21 protein-coding genes and 2 pseudogenes are annotated in these 24993 nt (G+C 69.4%); 13 read left to right on the top strand and 10 right to left on the bottom strand.

What is annotated here, in order from left to right:
- The first annotated feature begins 16 nt into the window (after positions 1-16).
- A complete protein-coding gene (locus NW895_RS02965) occupies positions 17-2209 on the top strand; it encodes a prolyl oligopeptidase family serine peptidase (RefSeq protein WP_289933479.1) in 2193 nt (730 codons plus the stop codon).
- A 101-nt stretch (positions 2210-2310) separates the two neighbouring features.
- The gene (locus NW895_RS02960; protein WP_289933478.1) at positions 2311-2607 is read left to right on the top strand and encodes a GYD domain-containing protein; all 297 of its coding nucleotides are present in this window, start codon (positions 2311-2313) and stop codon (positions 2605-2607) included.
- A gap of 33 nt (positions 2608-2640) precedes the next feature.
- Here the strand turns inward: NW895_RS02960 and cpt are convergent, their stop codons facing one another.
- From cpt to NW895_RS02935, 5 genes and pseudogenes are all read right to left on the bottom strand, one after another.
- On the bottom strand, positions 2641-3174 hold the full coding sequence (cpt, locus tag NW895_RS02955) for a chloramphenicol phosphotransferase CPT (protein WP_289933477.1): 534 nt from the start codon (positions 3172-3174) through the stop codon (positions 2641-2643).
- Between the two features lie 87 nt (positions 3175-3261).
- Positions 3262-4908 carry an amino acid adenylation domain-containing protein gene (locus tag NW895_RS02950; RefSeq protein WP_289933476.1) on the bottom strand — a complete coding sequence of 549 codons (1647 nt, stop codon included), beginning with the start codon at positions 4906-4908 and terminating at the stop codon, positions 3262-3264.
- A gap of 56 nt (positions 4909-4964) precedes the next feature.
- Positions 4965-5162, bottom strand: a pseudogene (locus tag NW895_RS02945) (helix-turn-helix transcriptional regulator); the annotation flags it as partial.
- A 64-nt stretch (positions 5163-5226) separates the two neighbouring features.
- Positions 5227-6564, bottom strand: coding sequence for a condensation domain-containing protein (locus NW895_RS02940; protein WP_289933475.1), 1338 nt, complete (start codon positions 6562-6564; stop codon positions 5227-5229).
- Positions 6565-6624: 60 nt separating this feature from the next.
- Complete coding sequence (locus NW895_RS02935; protein WP_289933473.1) at positions 6625-6882, bottom strand: acyl carrier protein; 258 nt, start codon at positions 6880-6882, stop codon at positions 6625-6627.
- Between the two features lie 464 nt (positions 6883-7346).
- On the opposite strand from NW895_RS02935, the gene NW895_RS02930 reads away from it, so the two are divergent.
- The 6 genes from NW895_RS02930 to NW895_RS02905 all read left to right on the top strand — a co-directional run bounded on the left by NW895_RS02930 (position 7347) and on the right by NW895_RS02905 (position 15742).
- Positions 7347-8963 (top strand): ABC transporter ATP-binding protein, encoded by a 1617-nt coding sequence (locus NW895_RS02930; protein ID WP_289933472.1) that lies wholly within the window; start codon positions 7347-7349, stop codon positions 8961-8963.
- Positions 8960-10720 carry an ABC transporter ATP-binding protein gene (locus NW895_RS02925; protein WP_289933471.1) on the top strand — a complete coding sequence of 587 codons (1761 nt, stop codon included), beginning with the start codon at positions 8960-8962 and terminating at the stop codon, positions 10718-10720. The genes NW895_RS02930 and NW895_RS02925 overlap by 4 nt, the downstream gene beginning before the upstream one ends.
- A gap of 171 nt (positions 10721-10891) precedes the next feature.
- Positions 10892-12031, top strand: a complete 1140-nt coding sequence (locus NW895_RS02920; protein ID WP_289933470.1) for a glycine amidinotransferase — start codon at positions 10892-10894, stop codon at positions 12029-12031.
- A gap of 98 nt (positions 12032-12129) precedes the next feature.
- Positions 12130-13176, top strand: coding sequence for a methyltransferase (locus tag NW895_RS02915; RefSeq protein ID WP_289933469.1), 1047 nt, complete (start codon positions 12130-12132; stop codon positions 13174-13176).
- 23 nt (positions 13177-13199) lie between these two features.
- Positions 13200-14378 carry a cytochrome P450 gene (locus NW895_RS02910; protein ID WP_289933468.1) on the top strand — a complete coding sequence of 393 codons (1179 nt, stop codon included), beginning with the start codon at positions 13200-13202 and terminating at the stop codon, positions 14376-14378.
- A gap of 56 nt (positions 14379-14434) precedes the next feature.
- On the top strand, positions 14435-15742 hold the full coding sequence (locus NW895_RS02905; protein ID WP_289933467.1) for a peptide ligase PGM1-related protein: 1308 nt from the start codon (positions 14435-14437) through the stop codon (positions 15740-15742).
- A 7-nt stretch (positions 15743-15749) separates the two neighbouring features.
- Here the strand turns inward: NW895_RS02905 and NW895_RS02900 are convergent, their stop codons facing one another.
- Complete coding sequence (locus NW895_RS02900; RefSeq protein WP_289933466.1) at positions 15750-15974, bottom strand: cold shock domain-containing protein; 225 nt, start codon at positions 15972-15974, stop codon at positions 15750-15752.
- Positions 15975-16442: 468 nt separating this feature from the next.
- Here NW895_RS02900 and chvE point away from each other — a divergent pair, with 468 nt between their 5' ends.
- Positions 16443-17540 (top strand): multiple monosaccharide ABC transporter substrate-binding protein, encoded by a 1098-nt coding sequence (gene chvE / locus NW895_RS02895; protein ID WP_289933465.1) that lies wholly within the window; start codon positions 16443-16445, stop codon positions 17538-17540.
- 109 nt (positions 17541-17649) lie between these two features.
- Positions 17650-17826 carry a hypothetical protein gene (locus NW895_RS02890; RefSeq protein ID WP_289933464.1) on the top strand — a complete coding sequence of 59 codons (177 nt, stop codon included), beginning with the start codon at positions 17650-17652 and terminating at the stop codon, positions 17824-17826.
- 23 nt (positions 17827-17849) lie between these two features.
- Here the strand turns inward: NW895_RS02890 and NW895_RS02885 are convergent, their stop codons facing one another.
- A complete protein-coding gene (locus tag NW895_RS02885) occupies positions 17850-19355 on the bottom strand; it encodes an MDR family MFS transporter (RefSeq protein ID WP_289933463.1) in 1506 nt (501 codons plus the stop codon).
- Between the two features lie 216 nt (positions 19356-19571).
- Positions 19572-19712, bottom strand: a pseudogene (locus NW895_RS02880) (VOC family protein); the annotation flags it as partial.
- A gap of 703 nt (positions 19713-20415) precedes the next feature.
- On the opposite strand from NW895_RS02880, the gene NW895_RS02875 reads away from it, so the two are divergent.
- The gene (locus NW895_RS02875) at positions 20416-20760 is read left to right on the top strand and encodes a MerR family transcriptional regulator (RefSeq protein ID WP_289933462.1); all 345 of its coding nucleotides are present in this window, start codon (positions 20416-20418) and stop codon (positions 20758-20760) included.
- 318 nt (positions 20761-21078) lie between these two features.
- On the opposite strand, the gene NW895_RS02870 is transcribed toward NW895_RS02875, so the two are convergent.
- The gene (locus NW895_RS02870; RefSeq protein ID WP_289933461.1) at positions 21079-21291 is read right to left on the bottom strand and encodes a hypothetical protein; all 213 of its coding nucleotides are present in this window, start codon (positions 21289-21291) and stop codon (positions 21079-21081) included.
- Positions 21292-21399: 108 nt separating this feature from the next.
- Here NW895_RS02870 and NW895_RS02865 point away from each other — a divergent pair, with 108 nt between their 5' ends.
- The gene (locus tag NW895_RS02865; RefSeq protein WP_289933460.1) at positions 21400-22476 is read left to right on the top strand and encodes a medium chain dehydrogenase/reductase family protein; all 1077 of its coding nucleotides are present in this window, start codon (positions 21400-21402) and stop codon (positions 22474-22476) included.
- 32 nt (positions 22477-22508) lie between these two features.
- Positions 22509-24383 (top strand): glycoside hydrolase family 15 protein, encoded by a 1875-nt coding sequence (locus NW895_RS02860; protein WP_289933459.1) that lies wholly within the window; start codon positions 22509-22511, stop codon positions 24381-24383.
- A gap of 194 nt (positions 24384-24577) precedes the next feature.
- On the opposite strand, the gene NW895_RS02855 is transcribed toward NW895_RS02860, so the two are convergent.
- Entirely contained in the window at positions 24578-24712 is a 135-nt protein-coding gene (locus NW895_RS02855) for a hypothetical protein (protein ID WP_289933457.1), read from the bottom strand.
- Positions 24713-24993 lie beyond the last annotated feature (281 nt).

Below are 24993 nucleotides of genomic sequence, written 5' to 3'. Positions count from 1 at the left end.
AACAGGAAGGCGTCCGATGAGACACGAAGGCGTCCTGACCCCCCTGCGCCATCCACCGGCGCGCCGACAGGACGTGGTGGACCACCTCTTCGGGCACCGGATCCCCGACCCGTACCGATGGCTGGAACAGGCCGACAGCGCCGAGACCCGGGCCTGGCTGGCCGCACAGGACGAGCTGCGCCACGCCGCCCTGGACGACCTGCCCGGCCGCGACCGGCTGTGCACCCGGATGGAGGAACTGCTGTCCTTCGGTGTGACCGGCCCTCCGGTGTGGCGGGGACAGCGGCGGTTCTTCATGCGGCGCCTGCCGGGACAGGAACACGCCGTTCTGCATGTGGTGGATCCCGACGGCGCCGAGCGGGTCCTCGTGGACCCCATGGCCCTGGACCCGACCGGACGCACCATCCTGGACTCCTGGCACCCCGACCAGGAGGGACACAGGGTCGCCTACCAGGTGTCGACCGGCGGAGACGACGGCAGCCTGCTGTACGTCCTGGACGTCACCTCGGGCGCTCTGCTCGACGGCCCGATCTCCCGTTGCCGGCAGTCGCCGATCGCCTGGCTGCCCGGCGGCGAGTCCTTCTACTACGTACGACGCCTCCCCGCCGACGCGGTGCCACCCGGCGAGGAGCGCTACCACCGGCGGGTCTACCTGCACCGGGTGGGCACGGACCCGGACGCGGAGGACCGGCTCGTCTTCGGCGGCGACGGCCCCAGGACGGCCTCGTACACCGTCAGTGCCGGTGCGAACGGCCGGTGGCTCATCGTCACAAGAGCCGTCGGCGCGGTACGCCGCAACGACGTGTGGATCGCCGACCTGACGAAGCACGGCGCCGAGGCGCCGGTGTTCGTACCCGTGCAGACGGGCGTCGACGCCCACACGACCGCGGTCGTCGGCCCGCGAGGACTTCTCTACCTGCACACCGACCATGACGCGCCTCGCGGCCGGCTGGCGGTCGTCGCCCTCGACGACCTCGGCGACCGGGGCGCCCCTGAGCCCGGCGCGTGGAAGGAACTCCTGCCCGAGGACCCGCAGGCCCGGCTGGAGCACTTCGCGTTCGTGGACGGTCCGTCCCCGGACCGCGCACTGCTCCTGGCCGTCCGCAGTCGTCACACCGTCGCCGAGATCACCGTGCACGACCTGGCGACCGGGACGCGGCTGGACACCATAGCGACGCCGGGTCTGGGAACGGTCGGCGAGATCCGGGGCAGGGGCCACGAGGCGTGGTTCACGTACACCGACCCGTTCACTCCCGTCACGGTCTTCCGCTGGGACGCGAGGGACCGCACGACGACCGTATGGGCGTCCCCGCCGGGACAACGGGCGACGACCGCCCCGCGGCCCGCCGGAACGATGCGCCAGATCACCTGCCGGTCATCGGACGGCACACCGGTACGGATCACGGTCCTGGCACCGCACGACGAGAACGACGGGCACGACGGGAACGACGGGCACGACGGGAACGGCGAGGGACGGCAGCCGCGTCCGGCCATCCTCTACGGTTACGGCGGCTTCGGCCTGTCTCCCAACCCCGTGTACAACCCCGAGGCCATCGCATGGGTCGAGGCCGGCGGCGTCTACGCGGTGGCTCATGTGCGGGGTGGCGGCGAGGAGGGAGCGCAGTGGCACCACTCGGGTGTCCGGGCCCACAAGCAGAGGTCCATCGACGACTTCCACGCCGCCGCCGAAGCCCTCTGCGACAACGGCTGGACCACCCCGTCGCACCTCGTGATCAGTGGCGAGTCGAACGGTGGCCTGCTGGCCGGTGCCGCACTGACCCAGCGCCCCGAGCTCTGCCGGGCGGTGGTGTGCGGAGCGCCGGTGCTGGACATGGTGCGTTACGAGCACTTCGGTCTGGGCGCGTCCTGGACCACGGAGTACGGCTCGGCGTCCGTGCGTGAGGAACTGGGCTGGCTGCTGGGTTACTCGCCCTATCACCACGTCAGCGAGGGGACGCACTACCCGGCGGTGCTCCTGACGGTGTCCGAGGGGGACGCCGTGGTGGACCCCATGCACGCCCGCAAGATGTGCGCGGCCCTGCAGCACGCCGCCGGTGCCCTGCCCGCCGAGGACGGAAGGGGACTGACCCTGCTACGCGTCGAGTCCGGCGTCGGCCACGGCGCGCGCTCCATGAGCCGCATCATCGCCCTTTCGGTGGACCAGTTGTCCTTCGCGGGCTGGCAGTCGGGGCTGTTCGCTGAGGACTGACGGAGGCCGGCGTCACCGTTCGGACGCGCACCTTGTGCATGTTTCGGCATTCATGCCCAGGATCGTCCTGGTGCTATGTCCCCTCGCGAAGGTGAAAGACCATGCCGACGTATGTCACATTGCTGAACTGGACCGATCAAGGGATCCGGAACTACAAGGACACCCCGCAGCGCGCCGAGGCCTTTGCCTCGGCGGTGCAGAAACTCGGGGCGAAGATCCTCAACATCTACTGGACCGTCGGCCCGTACGATCTCGTGGCCGTCGTCGAGGCGCCCGACGACGAAACCGCCACCGCGGCGCTCCTGCAGCTCGGCGGGGTGGGCAACGTCCGCACCACGACCCTGCGGGCCTTCGGCCGGGAGGAGATGGACCGCATCATCGCCAAGGCCGCCGGCTGAGGACGGGCGACGGGCGGCAGGCGGTGCCCGGGATCATCCGACGTGGGCGGCGATGGTGCGCGCACACACGAGGGACTCGGTGTGCGTCGTGTCCACCTCCAGGTCGTAGACCACCCCCTCGTGAACCACTTCCGCCTGCAACGCGGCCATCCCCTGAACGCGATCCCCGCGCGCGACCTCGCGTCCCGCGGCGACCGCACTCTCACACCTGACGCCGACCCACAGCACGGCCAGTCCGTCCAGAACCTTCTGCCACCGCTGCTGGGACGCCGCCCCGCCGAGGAAGACGTCATCGATGATGACCCTGGCGCCCGCACGGGCCATCGCCGCGACGCCCTCCATCCAGGCCGACTGCAACGCCATGAACTCCGCCCCGACGTTCACCCCGCCGTCCGCCCCGAACACGATCCCCTCGTCCGACCCCCGCATCCTCGCGGGCAGCGCGTCGACGAACGAGTCGCACCCGAACGCCGGCCATGGATCCGGAAGGACGGCCTGCAGACACCGTACGATCCCGGACTTCCCCGAACTGGAACCGCCGTTGAGCATGATTACCTGCGTCGTCACCGCACCACAGTAAGGCTCCGCAGGTGGGGAGCCGCTGAGAATCAGCCCGCCCGCCCGCGCTGTCCGGGGCGGCCCCGCCGTGCCGGTTCACTCGTCGAGACTGCCGTAGTCCACCTTGCCGCTCCCGTTCAACGGCAGCGAACTCCTGCGTATCCAGCGCTGCGGAACCATGGGGGCGGGCAGCGTGGCGCGGAGGTGCTCCTGGAGCTCCTGCCAGGTGACGGCCCCTTCCGTCACGTAGTGGGCAGTGACCTTGGGCTGCTCCCTGCGGCCTCCCGCGGTGACCGCACACGCCGTCACGGCGGGATGGCGGGCCAGCTCGGCCTGCACCGCGCTGAGTTCGACCCGGTGCCCGGCGATCTTCACCTGGCGGTCGGCCCGGCCGAGGCAATAGACCTTGCCGTCCTCGAAACGGGCCAGATCTCCCGTCCGGTAGAGCCGCCCATGGGGGGAGCCGGCATCGAAGTCGTCCGCGAAGAACCTCTCCCGGGTCAGTTCCGGCTCATCGAGGTACCCCATCCCCACCGGCGCGCCCCCGACCCACAGTTCGCCCACCTCGCCGGCATCGGCCGCCCGCCAGCCGCTGTCCTCCTCGACCAGCAGATACAGAGCGGCGTTGGCGATCGGACGCCCGGCCGGGAGCCGGTCCCCGAGGTCGTCCGGGAGGACGACGTGGTGGGTGACGTCGTCCGAGCACTCCGTCGCACCGTAGGCATTGATCAGGGACGCCCCGTCGAACGCCTTCAGCGCGCGAGCCGCGAGCCCCGGCGTCAGCTCCTCCCCCGTGGAGATCAGGCAGCGCAGCCGCATGGCCGCCGCGGCGGGCTGCGCTGTTCGCTCCATCTCGTCGATCAGCGGTCGGATGACGGACGGGACCAGCTCCAGCACCGTCACGCCGGTCTGCCCCACGGCTTCGCGCAGTCGACGGGGAAAGCGTGTGTCCGCGTCGCCGATGACCGAGACGGCGCCGCCCACGAGAAGCACGGCCAGCATCTGCCACACGGAGATCACATAACCCGGCGGGGCGGTGAAACCCACTCTGTCATGGGGGCCCAGCCGCAGGTTCTCGACCATGAACCAGAGGTGGTTCATCATGCCCCGGTGGTCGACCACCGCCCCCTTGGGACGGCCCGTGCTCCCCGACGTGTGGATGGCGTAGCGCGGTTCGCGTTCCTCCGGCTTGCGCGGCCGCCAGGGCGGTACCGGGCCCCATCCGCTCTCGCGGAGGTCGTCCAGGGCCAAGAGCGGGACCCGGGCGTGCTGTGCCGCCCGGGTGATCGCCGTCTCGGCCTCCGTGCCGGAGCGCCCGTCGGAGATGTGCAGCACGCCGCGTACGCCGTCGCCGCGCAGCACTTCGCCCAGCCGGAGCACGGGCCATTCCGCGTCCAGCGGCATGTACACAGCGCCGATGCTCTCCAGCGCCAGAAACGCCGCCACGGTGTCGGCGCCGCGTGCTCCGGTCACCACCACGCCGTCGCCGGGCGCCACTTGGAGGGCGAGCAGCCTGCTCCGGATCCAGCCCACCCGTCGGAGCAGCCCGCCGTAGCTGATGTCCTCGCCGTCCTCGATGACCGCGACCTTTTCCGGGCAGCGTCCGGCCAGGTCGGCCACCCGCGCGGACACGCTGGTCCGTGTGTCCGTACGGACCTTTCGGGTGAGTGCCCGGCCGATGGCGGCCTCCCGGGCCCCGGGGAGCAGGGGGAGCCTGGGCAGGTCGGCGGACGTGAGGGGCATCCCGCCCGCGATTCCCCACGCGCCGCCGCTCCCGACGTCCAAGGGGCGGTCCGGCATCACGCCGCTGCTTGGATGAGGGACGCGGACACGGCCTTGTTGACCGCGTCGATGCGGGAGGACGCCCCGAGCTTGACGAACGTGTTGTGCAAGTGGCGCTTCACCGTCGCTTCCGAGATCCCCAGTCTGACGGCGATCTGACGGTTGGAGAGCGCCTGGGCCGCTAACTGCAGCACTTCCAGTTCGCGCAGCGAGACAGCTGTCTTCTCGTAGTCGCTGAGCACCTTGATCTCCCTTGCTCCAGCAGGTGTCTGAATCCGCCTACAGTCCCGAAACGGCACGCACTCGGTCGGCTGCGAAGTCGCCCTGTGCGGCCCGGACGATGAGCCGCTCAGCGGCCCGCAGGATGTTCTCTGTGCCGGATGTCGTGAGACAGTCCGCATCGGCCGCGACATCCAGCCCGCCGTGGTCGGCGGTCCCGGAGACGCGGACGTACACCTTGATGTCGCTGTTGGCCGCGTGCAGGAGTTCCCAGGAGATCTCCTCCGAGGTGTCCAGCAGATCCGCCGCCAGGGCGGCGTCCTGCACCACGGCCGGGGCGCCGACCTTCGGCTTGTCGTCCTCGTCCCGAAGGTCGTTGAAGAGGTAGGCCAGGTCGACGGGCTCCCTGCGGGCTGCTTCGACCTCTTCGATGACCCTGCGCAGGCCGTCGGGGTCGTACCGGGCGTGGCTGTAGGCCCGGCGCAGGCCGCGGTCCACTCCGCGCACCACGTCGTAGAAGCTTCCCGAGGTGGTGTCGACAGTGATGACGGCATGCTGCGAGAGCGCCCCCACATAGGACCGCGTGGCCGCTGTGAAGCGGTTGCTGGTCGGCACTCTGAAGGTCATCCCGGGTTTCCCGGTCACTTCCCCGAGCACGCAGGCCGCAGCGCCGAGATAAAGGGCTCCGGAGGACACGCCGACCCGCGGTACCAGCGTGAGCTCCGCCGCGAGGAGAGCGCGTGACCGCAGACGGCCCAGCCATAACGGGGAACGGCCGCCCCGGACTTCGGAGAACAGACCCCCGGGAGAGGCGAGCAGGGTGGACTTCCAATAGGAGAGCGACCGCTGCGACGTCCTCGCACTGCGGTCCAGACTCTCGTCCCTGACCTGGTCCTCCGGCTGGTGCGTCACGGGTTCGAGGTGTTCGCCCGAGCCCTGGGAGAGGACGGCGCTCAACTCGTCCTCGACCACCCGGACGCTCTCTCCGTCCAGGACGACGTGCGAGCAGGCGAACACCATGAAGCGTGGCAGGCCCTCGCGCGTCACAATGGCGATCTTGAAGGGGAAGTCCCGGTCCAGCCGCGGCTCCGTCCTGAAGAACTCTCCCCGCACCGCCTCGGCGGCCTCCGCGGCCCCCTGCTCGTCGGGCGCGTCCTCGATGCGCACGGGCAGGGACCCCTCGCCGAAGACGACCTGTCGCAGGCCGGCCGGTCCGCCCTCGGTGATCTTCGTACGCAGGGCCTGGTGGCGCTCGACGAGGAGTCGGAGGCAGCCCAGTACGTCGTCCAGTCCTCTGCCTTCCGGAACCGGAACGGTCCAGGTTATTTGATAGAAACCATCAGGCCTGTGTTTGTTTATCGTCGTCCAGAATTCCCGCTGGCTCCAGGTCGCGTCCAAGGTGGCGCACGAAAGGCCTGAGAAAGCCAACTCGACCGTCCTGCCCATCGGTATCCGCCTTCATTCCCCGTGGGACGCGGCTCCGACCGCGTTCCACAGCCTTTCCGGGGTGGCGAAGGTTTCGGCGCCCAGTGCGTCCTGGGGCAGGGTGACGCCGAACTCCACTTCGACGTCCACCAGCAGGCTGATCATTCCCAGTGAGTCGAGCCCGAGATCGAAGAGCGCAGCCTGCGGCTCCAGCGCATCCTCGTCGGTCAGAGCCGTCGCATGGGCACGGACGATCCTCTCGAATGCATCGGGCCACCCGCTCTGCGTCATGTCCCACCTTCCAGCGGTTCGCGTTACCTGGCCGGGCAGACGGGGACAAGGCGACGGGCCGGGGCGAAGCTGCCCCCGGAAAGAGCTTCAGGTGCGGATGAGAACGGGCGGGCGAGGAGGCCGCTTCCGAAACTTTCAGGTAGATCGCCGAAACTTGTCCCGCGAGGGAGCTTAAGGTCGCCCTTTCCACGGGGTCAACTCCCTTGCAGAGGCATAGGGACTGGCATACCGTCGGGCCCTTGTGGGGCTAGTGTGCCGCACTGATGCACGGCCTGGCCCTTGTCACATCGTCCGAATGTTTCGACGCCGAGATCGACTGCGCCGCCAGAACTCCGCCATACCGACGATGGAGAACGGACCTTGTGAGAATCCATCGATCTTTCCCGGAGCTTCATCCCGGGACCACCGACCACCGTTCACCCGCCCGCTACCTGATCGGACTGGCCCGGGGCCACCGCCGGACCATGCTGCTGGGAGTCCTCTTCGGGATCATCTGCATGCTGGCGCAGGCCCTGGTGCCGACCGCGGTCGGCCGGGCCATCGACGACGGGATCATCGAGCGGGACCAGTCGGCGCTCGTGCTGTGGGGCGGCGCTGTCCTCGGTCTCGCCGTCGTCCAGGCCGTGACGGGAATCCTCCGCGACCGTGCAGCGCTGGCGAGCCGGCTCGGAGCCGCCTACCGGACGGCCCAGGACGTCACCCGACAGGCGTGCCGGCTGGGCGCCACCCTGTCCAAGCGGCTGGCCACCGGCGACGTGGTCAGCGTGGGCGCGTCCGACATCGACAACGTCGGCGAGGCCATGGCGGTCACCGCCCGCGGCTTCGGCTCCGTCGTGGCGATCGTCGTGGTCGCGGTCATCATGCTGAGCGCCTCATGGCAGATCGGTCTGACCGTCCTCCTCGGTGTGCCCCTGATGACCTGGTTGATCACCCTCCTGCTCCGCCCCCTGCACAACCGCCAGCAGGAGCTCCGGAACCGGCAGGGAAAGCTCACCGGCCGGGCCGTGGACATCGTGAGCGGCCTGCGCGTTCTGCGGGGCATCGGAGGCGAGGACTCCTTCGCGGGGCGCTACCGCGAGGAGTCCCAGGAGGTTCGGCGGGCAGGGGTGGAGGTGGCCAGGGTCGAGGTCCTGCTCGACGGCGCCAAGGTGCTGCTGCCCGGAGCGCTCGTCGCCTCCGTGATATGGCTGGGCGGCCACTACACCCTGGCCGGGCGCATCAGTGCGGGGCAGCTCGTCGCCTTCTACGGGTACACCGTCTTCCTGGTCGGCCCGCTGAACTGGCTCACCGACGCCGCCGACCGCATCACCAAGGGATATGTGTCTGCGGGCAGGGTCACGCACGTCCTCCGGCTGGAGCCCTTGATCACCGATGCGGCGCGCCGCGCCGAGGTCCCCGACCGGGAGGACGAGCTCACCGATCCGTCCTCCGGACTGGTGGTCAGGAGCGGCATACTCACCGCTGTGGCCTGCGACGTCCCGGCGCAGGCCACGGCACTGGCCGACCGTCTGGGCCGCTACGCCGACTCGGAGGCCACCCTCGGCGGGGTCCCGCTGCGGGAGTGGCCGGTGCACGAGATCCGTCGGCGCATCCTCGTCGCCCGTAACGAGGACCGGCTCTTCAACGGCCCCTTGCGCGACGAACTCGACGGCCGGCGCGAGGGGCCGGCCGACGCTCCCGCGATCGAGGCGGCGGTCCGCACCGCAGGGGCGGGAGAGATCATCGACGCCCTCCCGGACGGCCTGGACACGGCCGTCGCCCAGGGCGGGCGGGAGTTCTCGGGCGGACAGCAGCAGCGCCTGCGCCTGGTCCGGGCCCTGGTCGCGGATCCGCCGACTCTCCTCCTTCTGGAACCGACCAGTGCCGTGGACGCACACACCGAGGCGGGGATCGCCGGCCGGCTGCGGGCGAGCCGGGAGGGCCGTACGACGGTCGTCTTCACCACCAGCCCGATCCTGCTCAACCACGCGGATCACGTGGTGTTCATGGAGGGCGGCCGGGTCGCCGCCGAGGGAAAGCACGCTGAGCTGCTCACCGACGCCCGCTACCGGGACCTGGTGATGAGGGAGGACGCGCTGTGAGTCCACTGCCCGTCGCGTCGGCGAGGCACGTGCACGCGTACGCCTGGCGGCTCGCGCTGCGCCACCCACGTCAACTGGCCGTCTGTGTAGGACTGTACGGTCTCGCCACGCTCTTCGGGCTGGTCGCCCCGCGGCTGGTCGGCGTGCTCGTGGGGGAGGTGGGTGACGGTGTCGACCACGTCGACCGGATCACCCTGCTGATCATCGCGGCGGTCTGCGTCCAGGCCGTCCTGATCAGGACGGCGATGTACGCATCGGCGAAGCTGGGAGAGCGGGTCCTGGCCGAAATGCGGGAGGAGTTCGTCGACGCGGTACTGGCGCTGCCCCTGCCGACCGTCGAGCGCGCGGGCACCGGCGACCTGGTGACCCGGTCCACCAGGGACGTGGACATGCTCTCCCGCACCGTGCGGCTGGCCATACCCGACGCCTTCACGGCACTCATGACCATCGTCCTCACCCTGGGGGCGCTGCTGCTGACAGGCCCGCTGCTGACCCTGCCCTGCCTCGTCGCGGTCCCCGTCCTGTGGGCGGCGACCCGCTGGTACCTCGCGCGGGCGCGGGCGGGCTACCTTCGGCAGGCCGCCTCCTACTCGGCACTGACCGACGGCTTGACCGAAACCGTGGAGGGGGCCCGCACGGTCGAGGCGTTCGGCTTCGGGAACCGCCGAGCCCAGCGGGTCGACGACGACATCGCGCACTCCTACGCGGCCGAGCGCTACACCCTCAGGCTGCGCACGGTCTATCTGCCGATCTCCGACACCGCCTACGCCATGCCGGTCGTCGCCACCATCATCTTCGGAGGCATGTTCTACATCCACGGCCGGGTGACCCTGTCCGCGGTCACCGCGGCAGTTCTCTACGTCCAGCAACTACTCGAACCTGTGGACCGGTTGCTGTTCTGGCTGGACGAACTCCAGGTCGGCGGTGCGTCGATGGCGAGAGTCCTCGGGGTCTCCCAGGCCGTCGCCGACGCGCAGGCGACCACCCCCGGTCCGGACCGGTCCGCTCGTCCCCGGTCCGACGGCCGGGGCATCACGGTGAAGGGCGTGAGCTACGCCTACCGGGAGGGGCACGAGGTCCTCCACGGCATCGACCTGGAGGTCGTACAGGGCGAGCGGCTGGCGATCGTGGGCCCCTCGGGCGCGGGGAAGTCCACCCTGGGCCGCCTGCTCGCCGGGATCCACGCGCCCCGCGAAGGCGTGGTCGCCGTCGGAGGCAAACCGCTGGTGGAGCTGCCGCTGCAGGGACTCCGCCGGGAGGTCGCCCTGGTCACCCAGGAGCAGCACGTCTTCCAGGGCACGCTCCGGGACAACCTGATCATGGCCGCGCCCGACGCCCGGGACAGCGATCTGCGAGCAGCGCTGGAGGCGGTCGGGGCCTGGGGCTGGGCCGCCGACGTCGGCCTCGACACCGAGGTGGGATCCGGTGGCGTCGAGCTGTCACCGGCCCAGTCCCAGCAACTGGCCCTGGCCCGCATCATCCTGGCGGACCCGCACACTCTCGTGCTGGACGAGGCCACCTCACTGATCGTGCCCCGTACGGCACGGCAGCTGGAGCGGTCGGTGGCTGCGGCGCTCGACGGCCGGACGGTCATCGCGATCGCGCACAGGCTGCACACCGCTCATGACGCCGACCGGGTGGCCGTCATGGTGGACGGGCGCATCGCCGAGCTGGGCCGCCACGACGAGCTGGTCCGTCAGGGCGGCCACTACGCGGCCCTGTGGCACTCCTGGCACGGCCGGGGCCCTCACGGCTGAAGCCGCCGGGCGGGTCGTCACCAAGGTTCCGGCGACCGCCTGTCCGCCCGCCGGTAAACCTTTAGTTGTATGTACTGTCACGCCTTGATCGATTAGCGTACTGAATCGCGGCGCCACATATTCGCAGCTCTGACGAGTCATGGTCCGTCGTACGTGAGGAGATCGGCTGCAATGCTGCTCAACAGCTTCGATGAATGGTCGCCGCTCAAGGAGATAATCGTCGGATCGGCGGACGGATACACCTCCCACGAGCGAGAGCTCTCGTTCGACTTGTTCTTTCACGACAACATTTCCCGCTCGGAGTGGTATTACCCCCGGCTCTCCGCCAGGGACGACACCGGGGAAGCGTCGGGGAAATCGCGGATCAAACAGCGCTACGTCGACGAACTGACCGAGGACATCGAAGGAATCGTCTCGGCGCTGGAGTCGCTGTCCGTGAAGGTGCACCGTCCGATGCCACTGGCGAAGGACACCGTCGAAGTGCGCACGCTGGACTGGTCCGCGGCCGTGGTCCCGCCCCTGAACATCAGGGACAACACCCTGATCGCCGGCGACGAGATCATCGAGACGCCGCCGATGATCCGGTCCCGGTACTTCGAGACCCAGTTCCTGACGCCGGTCTTCGCCGACTACTTCCGGCAGGGAGCCCGCTGGACCGTGATGCCGCGGCCGCTGATGACCGACGCGTCCTTCGACCTCTCCTACGCCAGGAGCACCACCGTCGGCGGCCCCATGGAGCCGATCGCCGACGAACAGCCGTCCGCGTACGACGTCGGGCACGAGATGATGTTCGACGGCGCGCAGTGCCTGCGCCTCGGACGTGACCTGCTGGTCAACGTCTCCAACGCCAACCATGCCCTGGCCTGCGACTGGCTCGAACGCCACCTGCGCGGTCGCTTCCGCATCCACCGGACGTACCGGCTGAGCGACAGCCACATCGACAGCATGATCCTGGCGTTGCGCCCCGGGAAACTGCTGGTGCGCTCCAAGGCGGTGGCCGACTTCCTGCCCGGGCCGCTGCGCAGGTGGGACATGATCGTTCCGCCGGAGCCCACGGACAGCAACTTCCCTCGGTACGAGGACGACGATCTGGTCCTCACCAGCCCGTACATCGACCTCAACGTGCTCTCCGTCGACCCCGACACGGTCCTCGTGAACGAGGCATGTCCGGAACTCATGCGCACCTTGGAGCAGCACGGGTTCACCGTGGTGCCGGTACGCCACCGCCACCGCCGCATATTCGGCGGCGGCTTCCACTGCTTCACCCTCGACACCGTCCGGGACGCCGGCCCCGAGGACTACCTCAGCTGACGACTGCGCACTTTCGCCTGGTCGCCGACCGACCCGTGGGCGCAGTCCTTCACCGGCGACGCCGGACACCCCCACCTCGCGAAGGAGTGACCAGGGCAGTGAAAGACTCCGCAGAGACCGATCGCGTCATCGACCGCTTCGACCTGATCGTCAATGGCCCCGCGCTGTTCAACGCCGTTGTGGCCGCGCTGGAGTTCGACATCTTCTCGTTCCTGCACCGCTCGCCGCATTCCTCGTTCGACCAGATCCGGGAGTACGTCGGCATCCAGCCTCACAAGATGCGCGTCCTCCTGCACGCACTCTGCGCCACCGAGCTGATCGAGCTGCACGAGTCGGGCTACGCGAACTCCGCCGCCGCCGAGCAACTCCTCGTGCCGGACGGCGCCGACAGCTGGAAGCACATCCTGCTCGGCTGGCAGAAGATCTACTACCCGGCGTTCGCGGAGACGACCGTCGCCCTGCGCGAGGGACGGAACACCGCCCTCGACCGTCACCCGGGCACCGAGCCGACCCTCTACCAACGCCTGTCGCACGACTCCCAGGCCGAGGAAGTGCTGCACAGGTCCATGGCGGCCTTCACCTTGCGGTCCCTCGACGGGCTCCTGGACAACATCGAACTGGCCGGGGTCAGGCGCCTCCTCGACGTGGGGGGCGGGGACGGGACCACCGCCACCCGCCTCGCGGCACGCTTTCCGGAGACCGAGATCACCGTCTTCGACCTGCCGAGCGTGACCCAGCTCGCCCAGGACGCCCAGCCGGACCCCGGCACCGGCCGGCCGGTGAGGTTCCATCCGGGCGACCTCTTCGCCGACAGCTTCCCGCGCGGCATGGACACGGTCCTCTTCAGTCACGTACTGGAGGTGTTCTCCGAGCAGCAGATCGTCGAACTCCTCCGGAAGGCCTTCGACGCACTGACCCCCGGCGGCAAGATCGTCCTCTACGGGTTCAACGCGCTGGACGGCGAGCGCCGAGGCGTCTACTCCGCCCGGCTGTCGCTCTATCTGAACGTCCTCGCCACCGGACAGGGCATGGCCTATCCGACCGAGGACTACGAGAAGTGGCTGTCACAGGTGGGCTGCGTCGACGTGAAGTCGATCACGGGTCTGCCCTATGAGCACGGGTTGATCACAGGAACGAAGAAGTGAGTGCGACGCCGTCGAGTCCCCCCGTGCGCCTGCCCACGGTGCGGAGCAACCCGTTCGACCCCCCGCCGCAGCTGCGGGAGTACCGCGAGCAGGAGCCCGTGCGTCGGCTTGTCTACCCGGACGGGCACGTCGGCTGGCTGGTGACCGGCTACGAGCTCTCCTGCTCGGTCCTGGCCGATCGGCGCTTCAGCGCACGGTCCGAGTTCAAACGCGTCCCCGTGCCCCGGCCGGGAGCGGACCCCTTCATCGGTCAACCCGCCCTTCCCGGGTGGATGGTCGACATGGACGCCCCGGAGCACACACGGTTCCGCAGGCTGCTCTCCGGACACTTCGGTGCGCGCCGGATGACCCTGCTGCGGCCGGCGGCCGAACGTGTCTTCGCCGCGTGCCTCGACACCATGGAGGAGCAGGGCCCGCCCGCTGACCTGGTGGAGGCCTTCGCGCTCCCCGCCCCGTCGCTGGTCATCTGCGAGCTGCTCGGCGTTCCCTACGCGGACCGGGAGCAGTTCCAGCGCAACAGCACGACGCTGTTCAGTCTGCAGGCCAGTGCCGCTGAAGGCGAAGCCGCGATGCGGGAACTCACCGCGTACCTCCTGCGACTGATCGAACGTAAGCGGTCCGTACCCGCGGACGATCTGCTGAGCGCACTGGTGGCGAGCGGCCGGCTGAGCCACGACGAACTCGCAGGGCTCTCGGTGCTTCTGCTGACCGCGGGCCATGAGACGGTGGCGAGCATGCTCGGCCTGGGGGCCTTCGTACTGCTCTGCCGCCCCGACCAGCTGGCGGCGTTCCGTGCGGACGACGGTCTTGTCGTCGACGCGGTGGAAGAACTCCTCCGCTATCTGACCATCTTCCAGTTCGGCGTCCCCAGGACACCTCTGGTCGACGTGGAGCTGGACGGCCGTCTCATCAGGGCCGGAGAGAGCGTGACGGTCTCTCTGCCCGCCGCCAACCGGGACCCCGACCGGTTCGACCGCCCTGACGAACTCGACATCCGGCGGCCGAGGAAGTCGCACCTCGCTTTCGGCCACGGCATACATCGATGCATCGGTCAGCATCTGGCCCGTCTGGAGCTTGAGGTCGGATACGCGGCTCTGTTCCAGCGGTTCCCGGACCTGCATCTCACCGTGCGACCGGAAGAGGTCCCCATGTTCGACGACATGGGCTTCTACGGGGCGCATCACCTCCCCGTCGCCTGGTGACCCCCGGTGCTCACGACCGTACGGCGCACGCTTTCGACTACCGGAGGAGAACGACCATGGTCAGGCTGCTCGTCGCCAACGACTTCATCGAGGATCTGGCCGGCGTGGCAGACGCGAGGCTGAAGAAGAACGGGTGGTGGGCACAGCGCCTGGTCTGGTTCGCCCGGGACGACGACGTGCTCGTGATGACGTCGATGCCCGAGGACGACTACCTCGACTACGTCACCGCGATGACCGGCACCCGGCGCTCGACTCTCCGGGTCGTCGTACCGCCCTCCGGCCGTCTTGGAACGAGTGTGCTCACAGCCGACCGGCTGATGAACCACGACTTCCTCGCCGACCTGCGTGCGGCCCTCGCCGGACGCACCATCGACCAGGTGCTCTCCCTCCATCCCGACGAGGCGGTCGCCGCCCTGGCCCGGTCCCTCGACGCCTCCGGCGCGTTGTCCGGGTACGGGTTCATCGATCAGGGCGGGGGTCAACTGGCCAACAGCAAGGCTGCCTTCCGGGCCGTCGCCGCCGGGGTCGGAGCCCCGGTGCCGGCGGGCGGTGTCTGCGCGACCCGGCGGGAGGCCGAAGAGCTGATCAGCGGGCTGCTCGACGACGGCCCCGTCATCCTCAAGCAGGATCTACGGGTCGGCGGACGCGGCAACGAGATCATCAGCGCTGTCGAGGGTGTCACCCCGGTGGGCGCGCAGCGGTCCGTGGTCCTGGCCGACCGGCCCGCGCTGCACACCTATCTGGCGGAGCGCTGGGACTGGCTCACCAGCCGGGGCCGGAGCCGGTTCGTCGCCGAGCGCTACTTTCCGGGCAGCCAGGCGGTCTTCGCCGAGTTCTCCATCACCGACGACGCCGTGGACTGCGCCGGGCAGGGCGAGATGGTCTCGGCGCCCATGGCGAAGGCGGAAATCATCCCCCCGCCCGGCCTCAAACCGGAGATGACCTCCGACCTGCTCGACGGCGGGCGGCGGCTGGCCGAGGCACTGCGGGCCATGGGCTACCGGGGGCTGCTGAGCGCTGACGCGATCATCACGCAGCAGGGTCAGGTCCTCTTCACCGAGTACAACGGCAGGATCACCGGGTCGACGCACATCTACGAGATCATCGGCAGGCACATCGTGGGAGCGGACTACGCCGAGGCCCGGGTTCTGCTGGAGATCGACGGCTGGGAGGTCCCCTCCTTCCGGGCCGGCGTCCGACTGCTTGAGGACTCCGGGCTCGCCTACGATGCCGCGTCCCGGACAGGCGTGGTCCTCGCCATGCCGTTCAACCCCTCGGTCGGCACGATCAGGTACGTGGTGGTCGCGGAGACCCTGGACATCGCGCGCGAACGAGCACAGGCTCTGGAAGCGCTCTGCCGGTGAGCGGGTGTCAGGCGGGCCGAGGCACGATGCTCACCGCACGGTAGTCGTACCCGTCCTGCTTGAAGCCAGGGGCTTCCCAGGTGAGGTCGACCTGCTGTCCGGGCGACAGCGTGTGGAAGCCGGTCGTCTGGATGTCGGAGTAGTGGCCGAAGCAGCCGCCCGGAGTCTCGGGCGAGTCGAGCACGCCCCACCCTTCCTCGTCGCTCCACTCGCGGACAGTCGCAGTCACCATGGGGGAACCATACGGGTTCTGCCCGCGCCGGACTCCGGCCGTTCCATACCTTCCTGTAACCGTTCCCGTTCGTACCGTTGACACCCCCCACACCCCCTTCTAGGGTCGCGCCAAACTTCCGAACATGTGACGACATGTCGAACGCTTGAAAGGCAAGCGCCCTGTGTATCGCCGGAATCAGTACACACGTGCCGTAATCAGGACACACGTGGCCGGAACGCCGTGGCGCAGCCTGATGTGCGTACAGGTCGTGCCGGGCCGCAGCGAGCCGCTGATCGACTGAGCCGACCTCGGCGTCCACGTGCGGATCCAGGGGGATCCACCCGCCTCCCGTCTGCGGGGGAGTGGGTACGGCACGCCGGCTCGCCCTCGCCCTGCTCGCCGGCTTCCTGGCCCGTTCCACCGTCTTCCCGCGACATCTGATTCGCCGCCAACCTCTCAACGACGCGAAGAACAAGGACGATCACCATGCTCAACCGAAGAACCGCCCTCGCTGGAGCCGCCTCCCTCGCCCTCTCCCTGTCCGCCTGCGGAAAGGACAGCCAGGGCAGCACCGCGGGCAGCTCCGCGTACGGTTCCCCGGGCGGCACCGTCGGCATCGCCATGCCGACCCGGGCCTCCGAGCGCTGGCTCACCGACGGCAGGAGCGTCGTCGAGGACCTGAAGGGCAAGGGATACAAGACCAAGCTGGTCTACGGCGAGGACGACCCGCAGACCCAGGTCGCGCAGATCGAGAACCTGATCAAGCAGGGCGTCGACGTACTGATCATCGCGGCCATCGACGCCAAGTCGCTGAACGGCGTGCTCCAACAGGCCGCCGACGCGAAGATCCTGGTGGTCTCCTACGACCGGCTCATCCTCGGCACCAAGAACGTCGACTACTACGTCTCCTTCGACAACGAGATGGTCGGCCGGCTCCAGGCCCGCTACATCATCGACAAGCTCGGCCTGGATCGCGGCAAGGGCCCGTTCAACATCGAGCTGTTCGCCGGCTCCCCCGACGACAACAACACCAAATACTTCTTCAAGGGGTCCATGGCGCTCCTGCAGCCGTTCCTGGACGGCAAGCAGCTGATCGTCCCGTCCGGCGAGACCGCGCTCGACCAGATCACCACGCTGCGCTGGGACGGCCCCACCGCGGAGAAGCGCATGAACGGCGTCCTCGCCAAGTGGTACCGCAGCAAGAAGGTCGACGCGGTCCTGTCGCCGTACGACGGCATCTCCCGGGGCGTCCTGTCCGCGCTGAAGGCGGACGGCTACGGCTCCGGCAGCAAGCCCCTCCCGATCATCACCGGACAGGACGCCGAACTTGCCTCGGTGAAGTCGATCATCGCGGGTCAGCAGTCGCAGACCGTCTACAAGGACGTCCGCCGGCTCGCCGAGGCCGCCGCGGACATGGTCGACGACATACTCAACGACAGGAGGCCGTGGATCAACGACAGAAGCGGTTACAACAACGGCGTCAAGGCCGTGCCCGCCTCCTTGCTGCAGCCGACGAGCGTCGACAAGACCAACTACGACGTGCTGGTCGCCGACGGCTACTTCACCGCCGACGAACTCAAGTAGCAGCCCAGTCGTCCTGCTTCGCCCCGTCGGGTCGTCGCTCGGCGGGGCATGCTGTCGCGGCGCCGGTGAGCCGGCACACGTCCCCCGGTGCGCTGCGGCATTCGGCCTCATGCAGTTTGGGCTTCTCACCCTGCCCGGTGTAGGACACCACAGGTGGAACGGCCTCGACGACAACGACAACCGAGCCGCCGTCGTCGTCACCGTATTCCTCCAGGACAAGCCGGCTCCCCTGCCGAACTCCCCGACCCGCGGCGAGATCCCCGCCTTCCTGCGCGACCACAATTGACGACTGTGGTCGCTGTGTGCCCGTCAGGTCTCGTCGGCCGTGGCGGGCTCACCCTGGCCGGGGTGTCCGCCGGCGGACGGGGCCGCTTCGGCGCTGCCGTGGTCCCGGGCGCCGTCACCCGCGATCCGGCGCGGCAGCCTCGCCGCGACCACGATCGTCACCAGGGCGAGGGCGGCCGCGACGCCGAAGGCCAGCTTCATCCCGCCGACCTGTGCGGGCACGGCGGCGACACCGTCGTCGGCCAGGTGATCGGCGCGCGCGGACATCACGGTCACCACCAGCGCGGTTCCGAAGGCCGCGGCGACCTGCTGCAGGGTGCCGAGCATCGAGCTGCCGTGGGAGTACAGGTGGGGCGGAAGCGCGCCCATGCCGAGCGTGAAGACCGGCGTGAACGTCGCCGCCAGGCTGACCATCAGCAGTGCGTGCAGTCCCAGCACCTGCCAGTACGGCATCGTCATCGAGACCTGGGTGAACCCGCCGAGGGCGAGCACCATGCCGATCGAGCCGGGCAGCACCAAGGGGCGACTGCCGAACTTGTCGAACACCTTTCCGGCGGTCGGTCCCAGCAGTCCCATGATCAGACCGCCCGGCATGAGCAGCAGGCCGGTCTCCAGCGGGCTGAGTCCGCGCAGGTTCTGCAGGTACAGCGGCAGCAGGATCATCGAGCCGAGCATCGCGAGGAACCCGATGGACATGAGGGCCAAGGACAGGCTGTAGGTGCGGTGGCCGAGGATGCGCAGATCCATCAGAGGCACACCGGTGCGTTGCAGCCTGAGCTGGCGGATCACGAAGACCGCGATGGCCGCGAGCCCGGAGACGGCAATGCCGGCGGCGAGCCCGTCACGGTCGCCGAAGAGGCTCAGGCCGTACACCAGGCCGCCGAAGCCGAGCGCCGCCACACCGACGCTGAGCCAGTCGATGGAGCTCACCTGCGGGTCGCCTATGTTCTCCACCTTGCGCAGCCCGAACAGGGTCACCAGGGCTGCGATCGGCAGGACGACCACGAACAGCAGCCGCCAGGAACCGACCTGCAGGATCAGCCCGGACACGGCGGGGCCGAGCGCGGGCGCCACCGAGATCGCCAGGGTGACGTTGCCCATCACACGGCCTCGGTCATGCTCGGGCACCACGATCATCAACGTGGTCATCAGGAGGGGCATCATGACGGCTGTGCCCGCGGCCTGCACGATCCGGCCCAGCAGCAGCACCTCGAAGGACGGGGCGACGGCCGACAGGGCGGTACCCGCGAGGAACACGCCCATCGCGATGGCGTAGGCCTGACGGGTGGTGGCCCGCTGCAGGAACCATCCGGTGATCGGAATGACGGCGGCCATGGTCAGCATGAAGGCGGTGGACACCCACTGCGCCGACTGCTCGGTGATGCGCAACGAGTCCATCAACCGCGGGATCGCGTTGATCATGATGGTCTCGTTGAGGATCACCACGAACGTGGCCAGCACCAGTAGCCGCACCACCGTCGGTGTGCGGCCCGCCTGTACGGCCGGCCGTTCTTGGATCGCAGCTGACATGGCAGCACCTCGCTGGGGTTCCTGGTCGCAGTCGCCTCGCAGCCAAGGGCCGCCGGCCGGACGTGGGTTGGGGACACCGATGCAGACCGGCACGCCTGGCAGAACTCATCGGTCGGCCCCCGAGTGTTCCGCATCGTTGCGCAGATCGCCCCCGAATTTTCGTCGGCTCGACCCAGAGGGAGGCATGCTAGCGGCAGGGCCGGGGACACAGAGCCGTCACAGGGGGGTGAGGCGGGCCTTGAGCAGGCAGAAATCATCGCCCTCGGGGTCGGCGAGAACGTGCCACTGCTCCTCGCCGGTCTGGCCGATGTCGGCCGGGCGCGCCCCGAGCTTCAGGAGGCGTTCGAGCTCGGCGTCCGGTCGCGGCAACCGAGTACGAGCTCACTGATGCGACATGCCATGGACGAAACCTGCTCTCAGGGCCGGAACTGCCGGGGCGGCCGGGCGCGGAACTCAGGGCCCCGCGGCGGGCACACGCCCGAGACCGTATCGGGAGAGGCGGGCAGGTGCGACGGATTTCTCGCACCCGGGAGGTGAGGGCGGCATCCCCGAGCCGCCTGCCTCGCCTGCGGGCTGCCGTCCGGCGGGCTGCCGTCCGGCGGGCTGCCCTCGGACGTGGATCACCCTTGAAGAAAATCTGTAGCGGTGACGGTAGACATTGGCCCCTAGCGGAGTTACTGTTTCTGTCGTACCCAGGAAGTCGAAGAGGGCACGGCAGACACGAACCGCCGTGCGAGCAGGTCCGAGCAGGAAGCGGCCCGTGGGCCGCGAGCAGTACCCGTGATATCCAGCAGTACACCGAGTAACCGAAGGTAAGGAGCAGAACGCCATCAAGGATCGCCCGGGCGAGGAAGAAGTCCGCCCGGGTACCGCAGGCCCCGGATTGGAAGGTGGTCCCCGGTCACGCATCCGCGATCCCCGCAGCCCCGCCCCCTCTGGCGGAACCTGCGGACAAAGAAGGCCGGCGCAGTGCGCCGGTAGAGATGGTGTTGAAAGCTCGGGGCCCGGGTGCCGGTACGGCACCCGGGCCCCCCGACGCGTCCCCCGGAAGAAGAGGTCTATGCCCCCTCGCAGTACCCGCCCCGTCGCCCCTCTGGACGACGACGACTATCCCGCCTACACGATGGGCCGGGCCGCCGAGATGCTCGGCACCACCCCCGCCTTCCTCCGCGCCCTCGGCGAACACCGCCTGATCACCCCCCTGCGCTCCGAAGGCGGCCACCGCCGCTACTCCCGCTACCAGCTGCGTATCGCCGCCCGCGCCCGCGAACTCGTCGACCAGGGAACCCCCATCGAGGCCGCCTGCCGCATCGTCATCCTCGAAGACCAGCTGGAAGAAGCCCAGCGCATCAACGAGCAACTGCGCGCCCGAGGCGCCGAGCCGCAGCCGAAGACCACAACCTGATCACGAAGGCCTCGGCTGAACGCCGACGACGGCCGGCGGCAGGTGGCGCGGCCACCGTCGTTCGTGGAGCTAAGCAGCCTTGCGTCGCGCCGCACGCATGCCCGGGGCGGGCTCCTGTGCGCTCTCGAACGGCGCAGTCTCGTCGGGCCCGAACTCGGGGGCTTGGAAGGGGTTTGTCGTCGGAGGCGGCGATGCTGCCGTGGAGCAGCGGGGTTGCCCCTCCGGGGCGGAGAACAGCGGCGTCAGATCGATGAGAGGTCTCTCTTTCGGTACAGGCCCCCGAAGGGGCCTGGTGTGCCGTGACCGGGCACAGCGGTCCTACAGCTTGGTCATCTTGGCGTACGGGCTCAAGATCCGCACTTGCGCCGAGCTGAAATCCACCAGCGCCGCGATTCCGTCCTCGATGCCGATCACCCGGCCGAGGCCGTACACGTCGTGTGTGACCTGGTCGCCCAGGGCGAAGTGCTTGGGAGCAGGTGTGACCGGAGCCTTGAAGGGGCTGGTGGGCAAATGACGCTTCGGCTTTGTCATGACTCAGTATGAGCCCACGGGCACCCCGTCCGCTGTGGCCGTCGGCACATATCCGGACCCGGAATGGATCGGATGCGAGGGCGGGGCAGCCCACCTACGCTGAAAAACATGAAGCGCGTCGTCGTTGATCATTTCGGCGGTCCTGAGGTCTTGAGGGTCGTGGAGGACGACGATCCCCGACCGGGGCCTGGTGAGGTGTGCGTCAGGGTGCTGGCCGCAGGCGTGTCGTTCACCGACGCCCAGCTGCGCGCCGGCACGTATCTCGGCGTACCGAAGCCGCCGTTCACGCCCGGCTACGAGCTCGTCGGCGTCGTCGAGGAGCTCGGCCCGGGCTGTTCGCGGCTGCGCGTCGGGGACCGCGTCGGCGCGCTGACGGTGTGGGGCGCCGACGCGGAGCGCGTCTGCGTGCCGGAGGCGGAGGCGGTCGAGGTACCCGAGAACCTCGATCCGGCCGAGGTCCTGAACCTCGTCTTCACCTACATGACCGCCTACCAGCTGCTGCACCGCGTGGCGAAGGTGAGGAGCGGCGAATCGGTGCTCGTGCACGGTGCCGCCGGCCGGGTGGGCACCGCGATCCTCGAACTCGGAGCGGCCGCCGGGCTCCGCCTCTGTGGAACCGCGTCCGCCCGCGACCTCGCCAAGGTCGAACAGCTCGGCGCGATGGCGATCGACTACCGCAACGAGGACTTCCTCAAGCGGGTGCGCGAGCTCCCCGGGAAAGGCGTCGACGTCGTGCTCGACGGGCTCGGCGGCGCGGTGTCGCTGCGCTCCTTCCGCGCGCTGCGGCCCGGCGGACGGCTTGTCGTGTACGGCCACTACGCCACGCTTGAGCACGGGCACAAGAACTGGCGGGCATGGGCGGAGTGGTACGCGGCGACCGCGGCCGTCGGGCTCTGGAGCCTGCTCTCGCCCAGCCGGCGGGTGCTCGCCTACCGGATCCAGAGACTGCACGGTCGCCACCGCCAGCTGCTCCCCGTGGCCGGCGGCCATCCGGCGCTTCCCGTGGGTGGAGGTCCCCGCGACCCGGACCGGTTCCGGGAGGACTTCCGTGCGCTGCTCACGCTGCTCCGCGAACACAGGATCCACCCCGTCGTGGCCGAACGTCTGCCGCTGTCCGAGGCTCGTCGCGCGCACGAGATGCTCGAACGCTCGGCGGCGAAGGGAAAGCTCGTGCTCGTGCCCTGAGCCGGGGCCGAGGCCGAGGAGGGTGCTCGCAGATGGTGCGCGACGGCGCTGCCGGCCGAGCGGAGGAGACGGCGTCCGGCGGAGCGCGGCAGGCAGCGCGGGGCCGCTACCTGCCCATCGCCGAGCACGGCCTGATCGGCGACCTGCACACCGTCGCGCTCGTCGGCAGCGACGGGACGATCGACTGGTACTGCTGCCCGCAGTTCGACTCGCCCAGCGTCTTCGGGGCGATCCTCGACGCCGACCGCGGGGGACTGTTCCGCATCGCGCCCGACCGCGGTGGCTGGACCGCCAAGCAGCTGTACCTTCCCGACACCGCCATCCTCATCACGCGCTTCCTCACGCCCGACGGGGTGGGGGAGGTGCAGGACTTCATGCCCCCACCGCGAACCGGTGAGGCGGCGCACCGCCACCGCATGATCCGCCGGGTGCTCGCCGTGCGCGGACAGATGCGTTTCGTCGTCGACGTCGCCCCCCGCTTCGACTACGCGCGCGCCCGCCATGAGGTCCAACTCACCCCGCACGGTGCGCTCTTCCGCTCTCCCGAGCTGCAACTCGGCCTCTGGACGCGCCACCCGCTCCAGATCGTGGGCGACGGCGACATCCGCGCGCGGGTCACCGTCCGGGCCGGGGAGACGGCCACCTTCGTGCTCGACCGGATCAGGCCAGGGGAGACGCAGGAGCCTTCCTCCGACGCCGGCATCGCCGCCGAGTTCGCCGCCACCGCGGCGTTCTGGCGCCGTTGGCTGGGCGGCTCGCGCTACAGCGGGCGCTGGCGGGAAACGGTGCACCGCTCGGCGCTCACGCTCAAGCTGCTCACCTACGCGCCCACCGGCGCGATCGTGGCCGCCCCCACGACAAGCCTGCCGGAAGAGCTCGGCGGCGTACGCAACTGGGACTACCGCTACACATGGATGCGCGACGCCGCCTTCTCGCTCTACGCACTGCTCAGGCTCGGGTTCACCGAAGAGGCCGGCGCCTTCATGGAGTGGCTGGAGGGCCGCTTCCGCCGCGCGGCCGACTACGGCGAGTCGGGCCCCTTGCAGATCATGTACGGCATCGACGGGCGCGCGGACCTGCCCGAGGAGGAGCTCTCCCACCTGGAGGGCTACATGGGCTCGGCGCCGGTACGCATCGGCAACCGGGCGGCGACCCAGCTGCAGCTCGACATCTACGGCGAGCTGATGGACTCCGTCTACCTCTGCAACAAGTACGGGCGGCCCCTCTACCACGACGGCTGGATGGAGCTCACCCACAACCTCGAGTGGCTGATGGACCACTGGGACCAGCCCGACGAAGGGATCTGGGAGACACGCGGCGGCCGGCGGAACTACACGTACTCCCGGCTGATGAGCTGGGTCGCGGTCGAGCGCGCGATCCGCATCGCCCGTCAGCGCGGCCTGCCCGCCGACCTCCCGCGCTGGATGGCCGTCCGGGACACCATCTACCACCAGATCATGAACCGCGGCTGGACCTCCACCCGCCGGGCGTTCGTCCAGCACTACGACACCGACGTGCTCGACGCCTCCCTGCTGCTCATGCCCCTGTGCAAGTTCGTCGCGCCCACCGACCCGCGCTGGATGTCCACGCTCGACGCCATCACCGCCGAACTGGTCTCCGACAGCCTCGTCTACCGCTACAACGCGGAAGCGTCACCCGACGGGCTCGCCGGCACCGAGGCGACCTTCTCGATGTGCTCCTTCTGGTGGGTGGAGGCACTCGCCCGAGCCGGCCGGCTCGACGAGGCGCAACTGGCCTTCGAGAAGATGCTCACCTACGCCAACCACGTCGGGCTGTACTCGGAGGAGATCGGCCCGACGGGTGAGCAACTCGGCAACTTTCCCCAGGCTTTCACGCATCTGGCGCTGATCAGCGCCGCCTACGACCTGGACCGCCGGATCGGGTGAGCGCACCGGCTCGGGGAAGGCGCTTTTCCGGACGTCTCGCGCCTTTCCAGACGTCCCGGAGACGCGGCCGGGCGACGGCCCCGCCGCGCTGTTGGACCCTGAGGCAGAGAGGGGGACCGTCTCAGGGAAAGGGAGTTGGGACAGCCACCGACAGGACCTCTTCTCACCCGGGTGCACGGGGGAACGCCCCCGGGTCATCCCTCGATGTGCTGGCCGAGCAGCCTCTCGACAACCGCCCACAGGGCACGAGCCCCGAGTGCGATCGCGAAGCGGCCGGCGATCTCGCGGACCTTCCCCTTGCCTTCCGGGGAGCTCTGCGTCTTTCCCATCTCTCCACCTCATCTCTGGGGTGCGTCCCTTCGCCCAATGCGATGAGGCGCCCCCCTCTCAGAGACGAGGCCCAACCAGCGTACGGACCGATGGCCTCTCAGCACCACAGATCGTGCGACTTCCGAGCGTCGCTCCAGAAGCCATCGACCTCGCTGCCGCCGTCTTTCGGCCGTCGCCGGCATCAGTCGGCAGAGTGACCGTGCGGAAGCGGGTGCTGCTCCGGGTCGTACTCGTGGAAAAGACGCGCACTCCGGGCGGGCACCGGGCGAATCCGAACCGT

The sequence above is a fragment of the Streptomyces sp. S.PNR 29 genome (genome assembly GCF_030386795.1).
Lineage (GTDB): Bacteria > Actinomycetota > Actinomycetes > Streptomycetales > Streptomycetaceae > Streptomyces.
The sequence above is the reverse complement of the archived record's forward strand: the minus strand, read 5'-3'. Positions and strand labels throughout refer to the sequence as shown.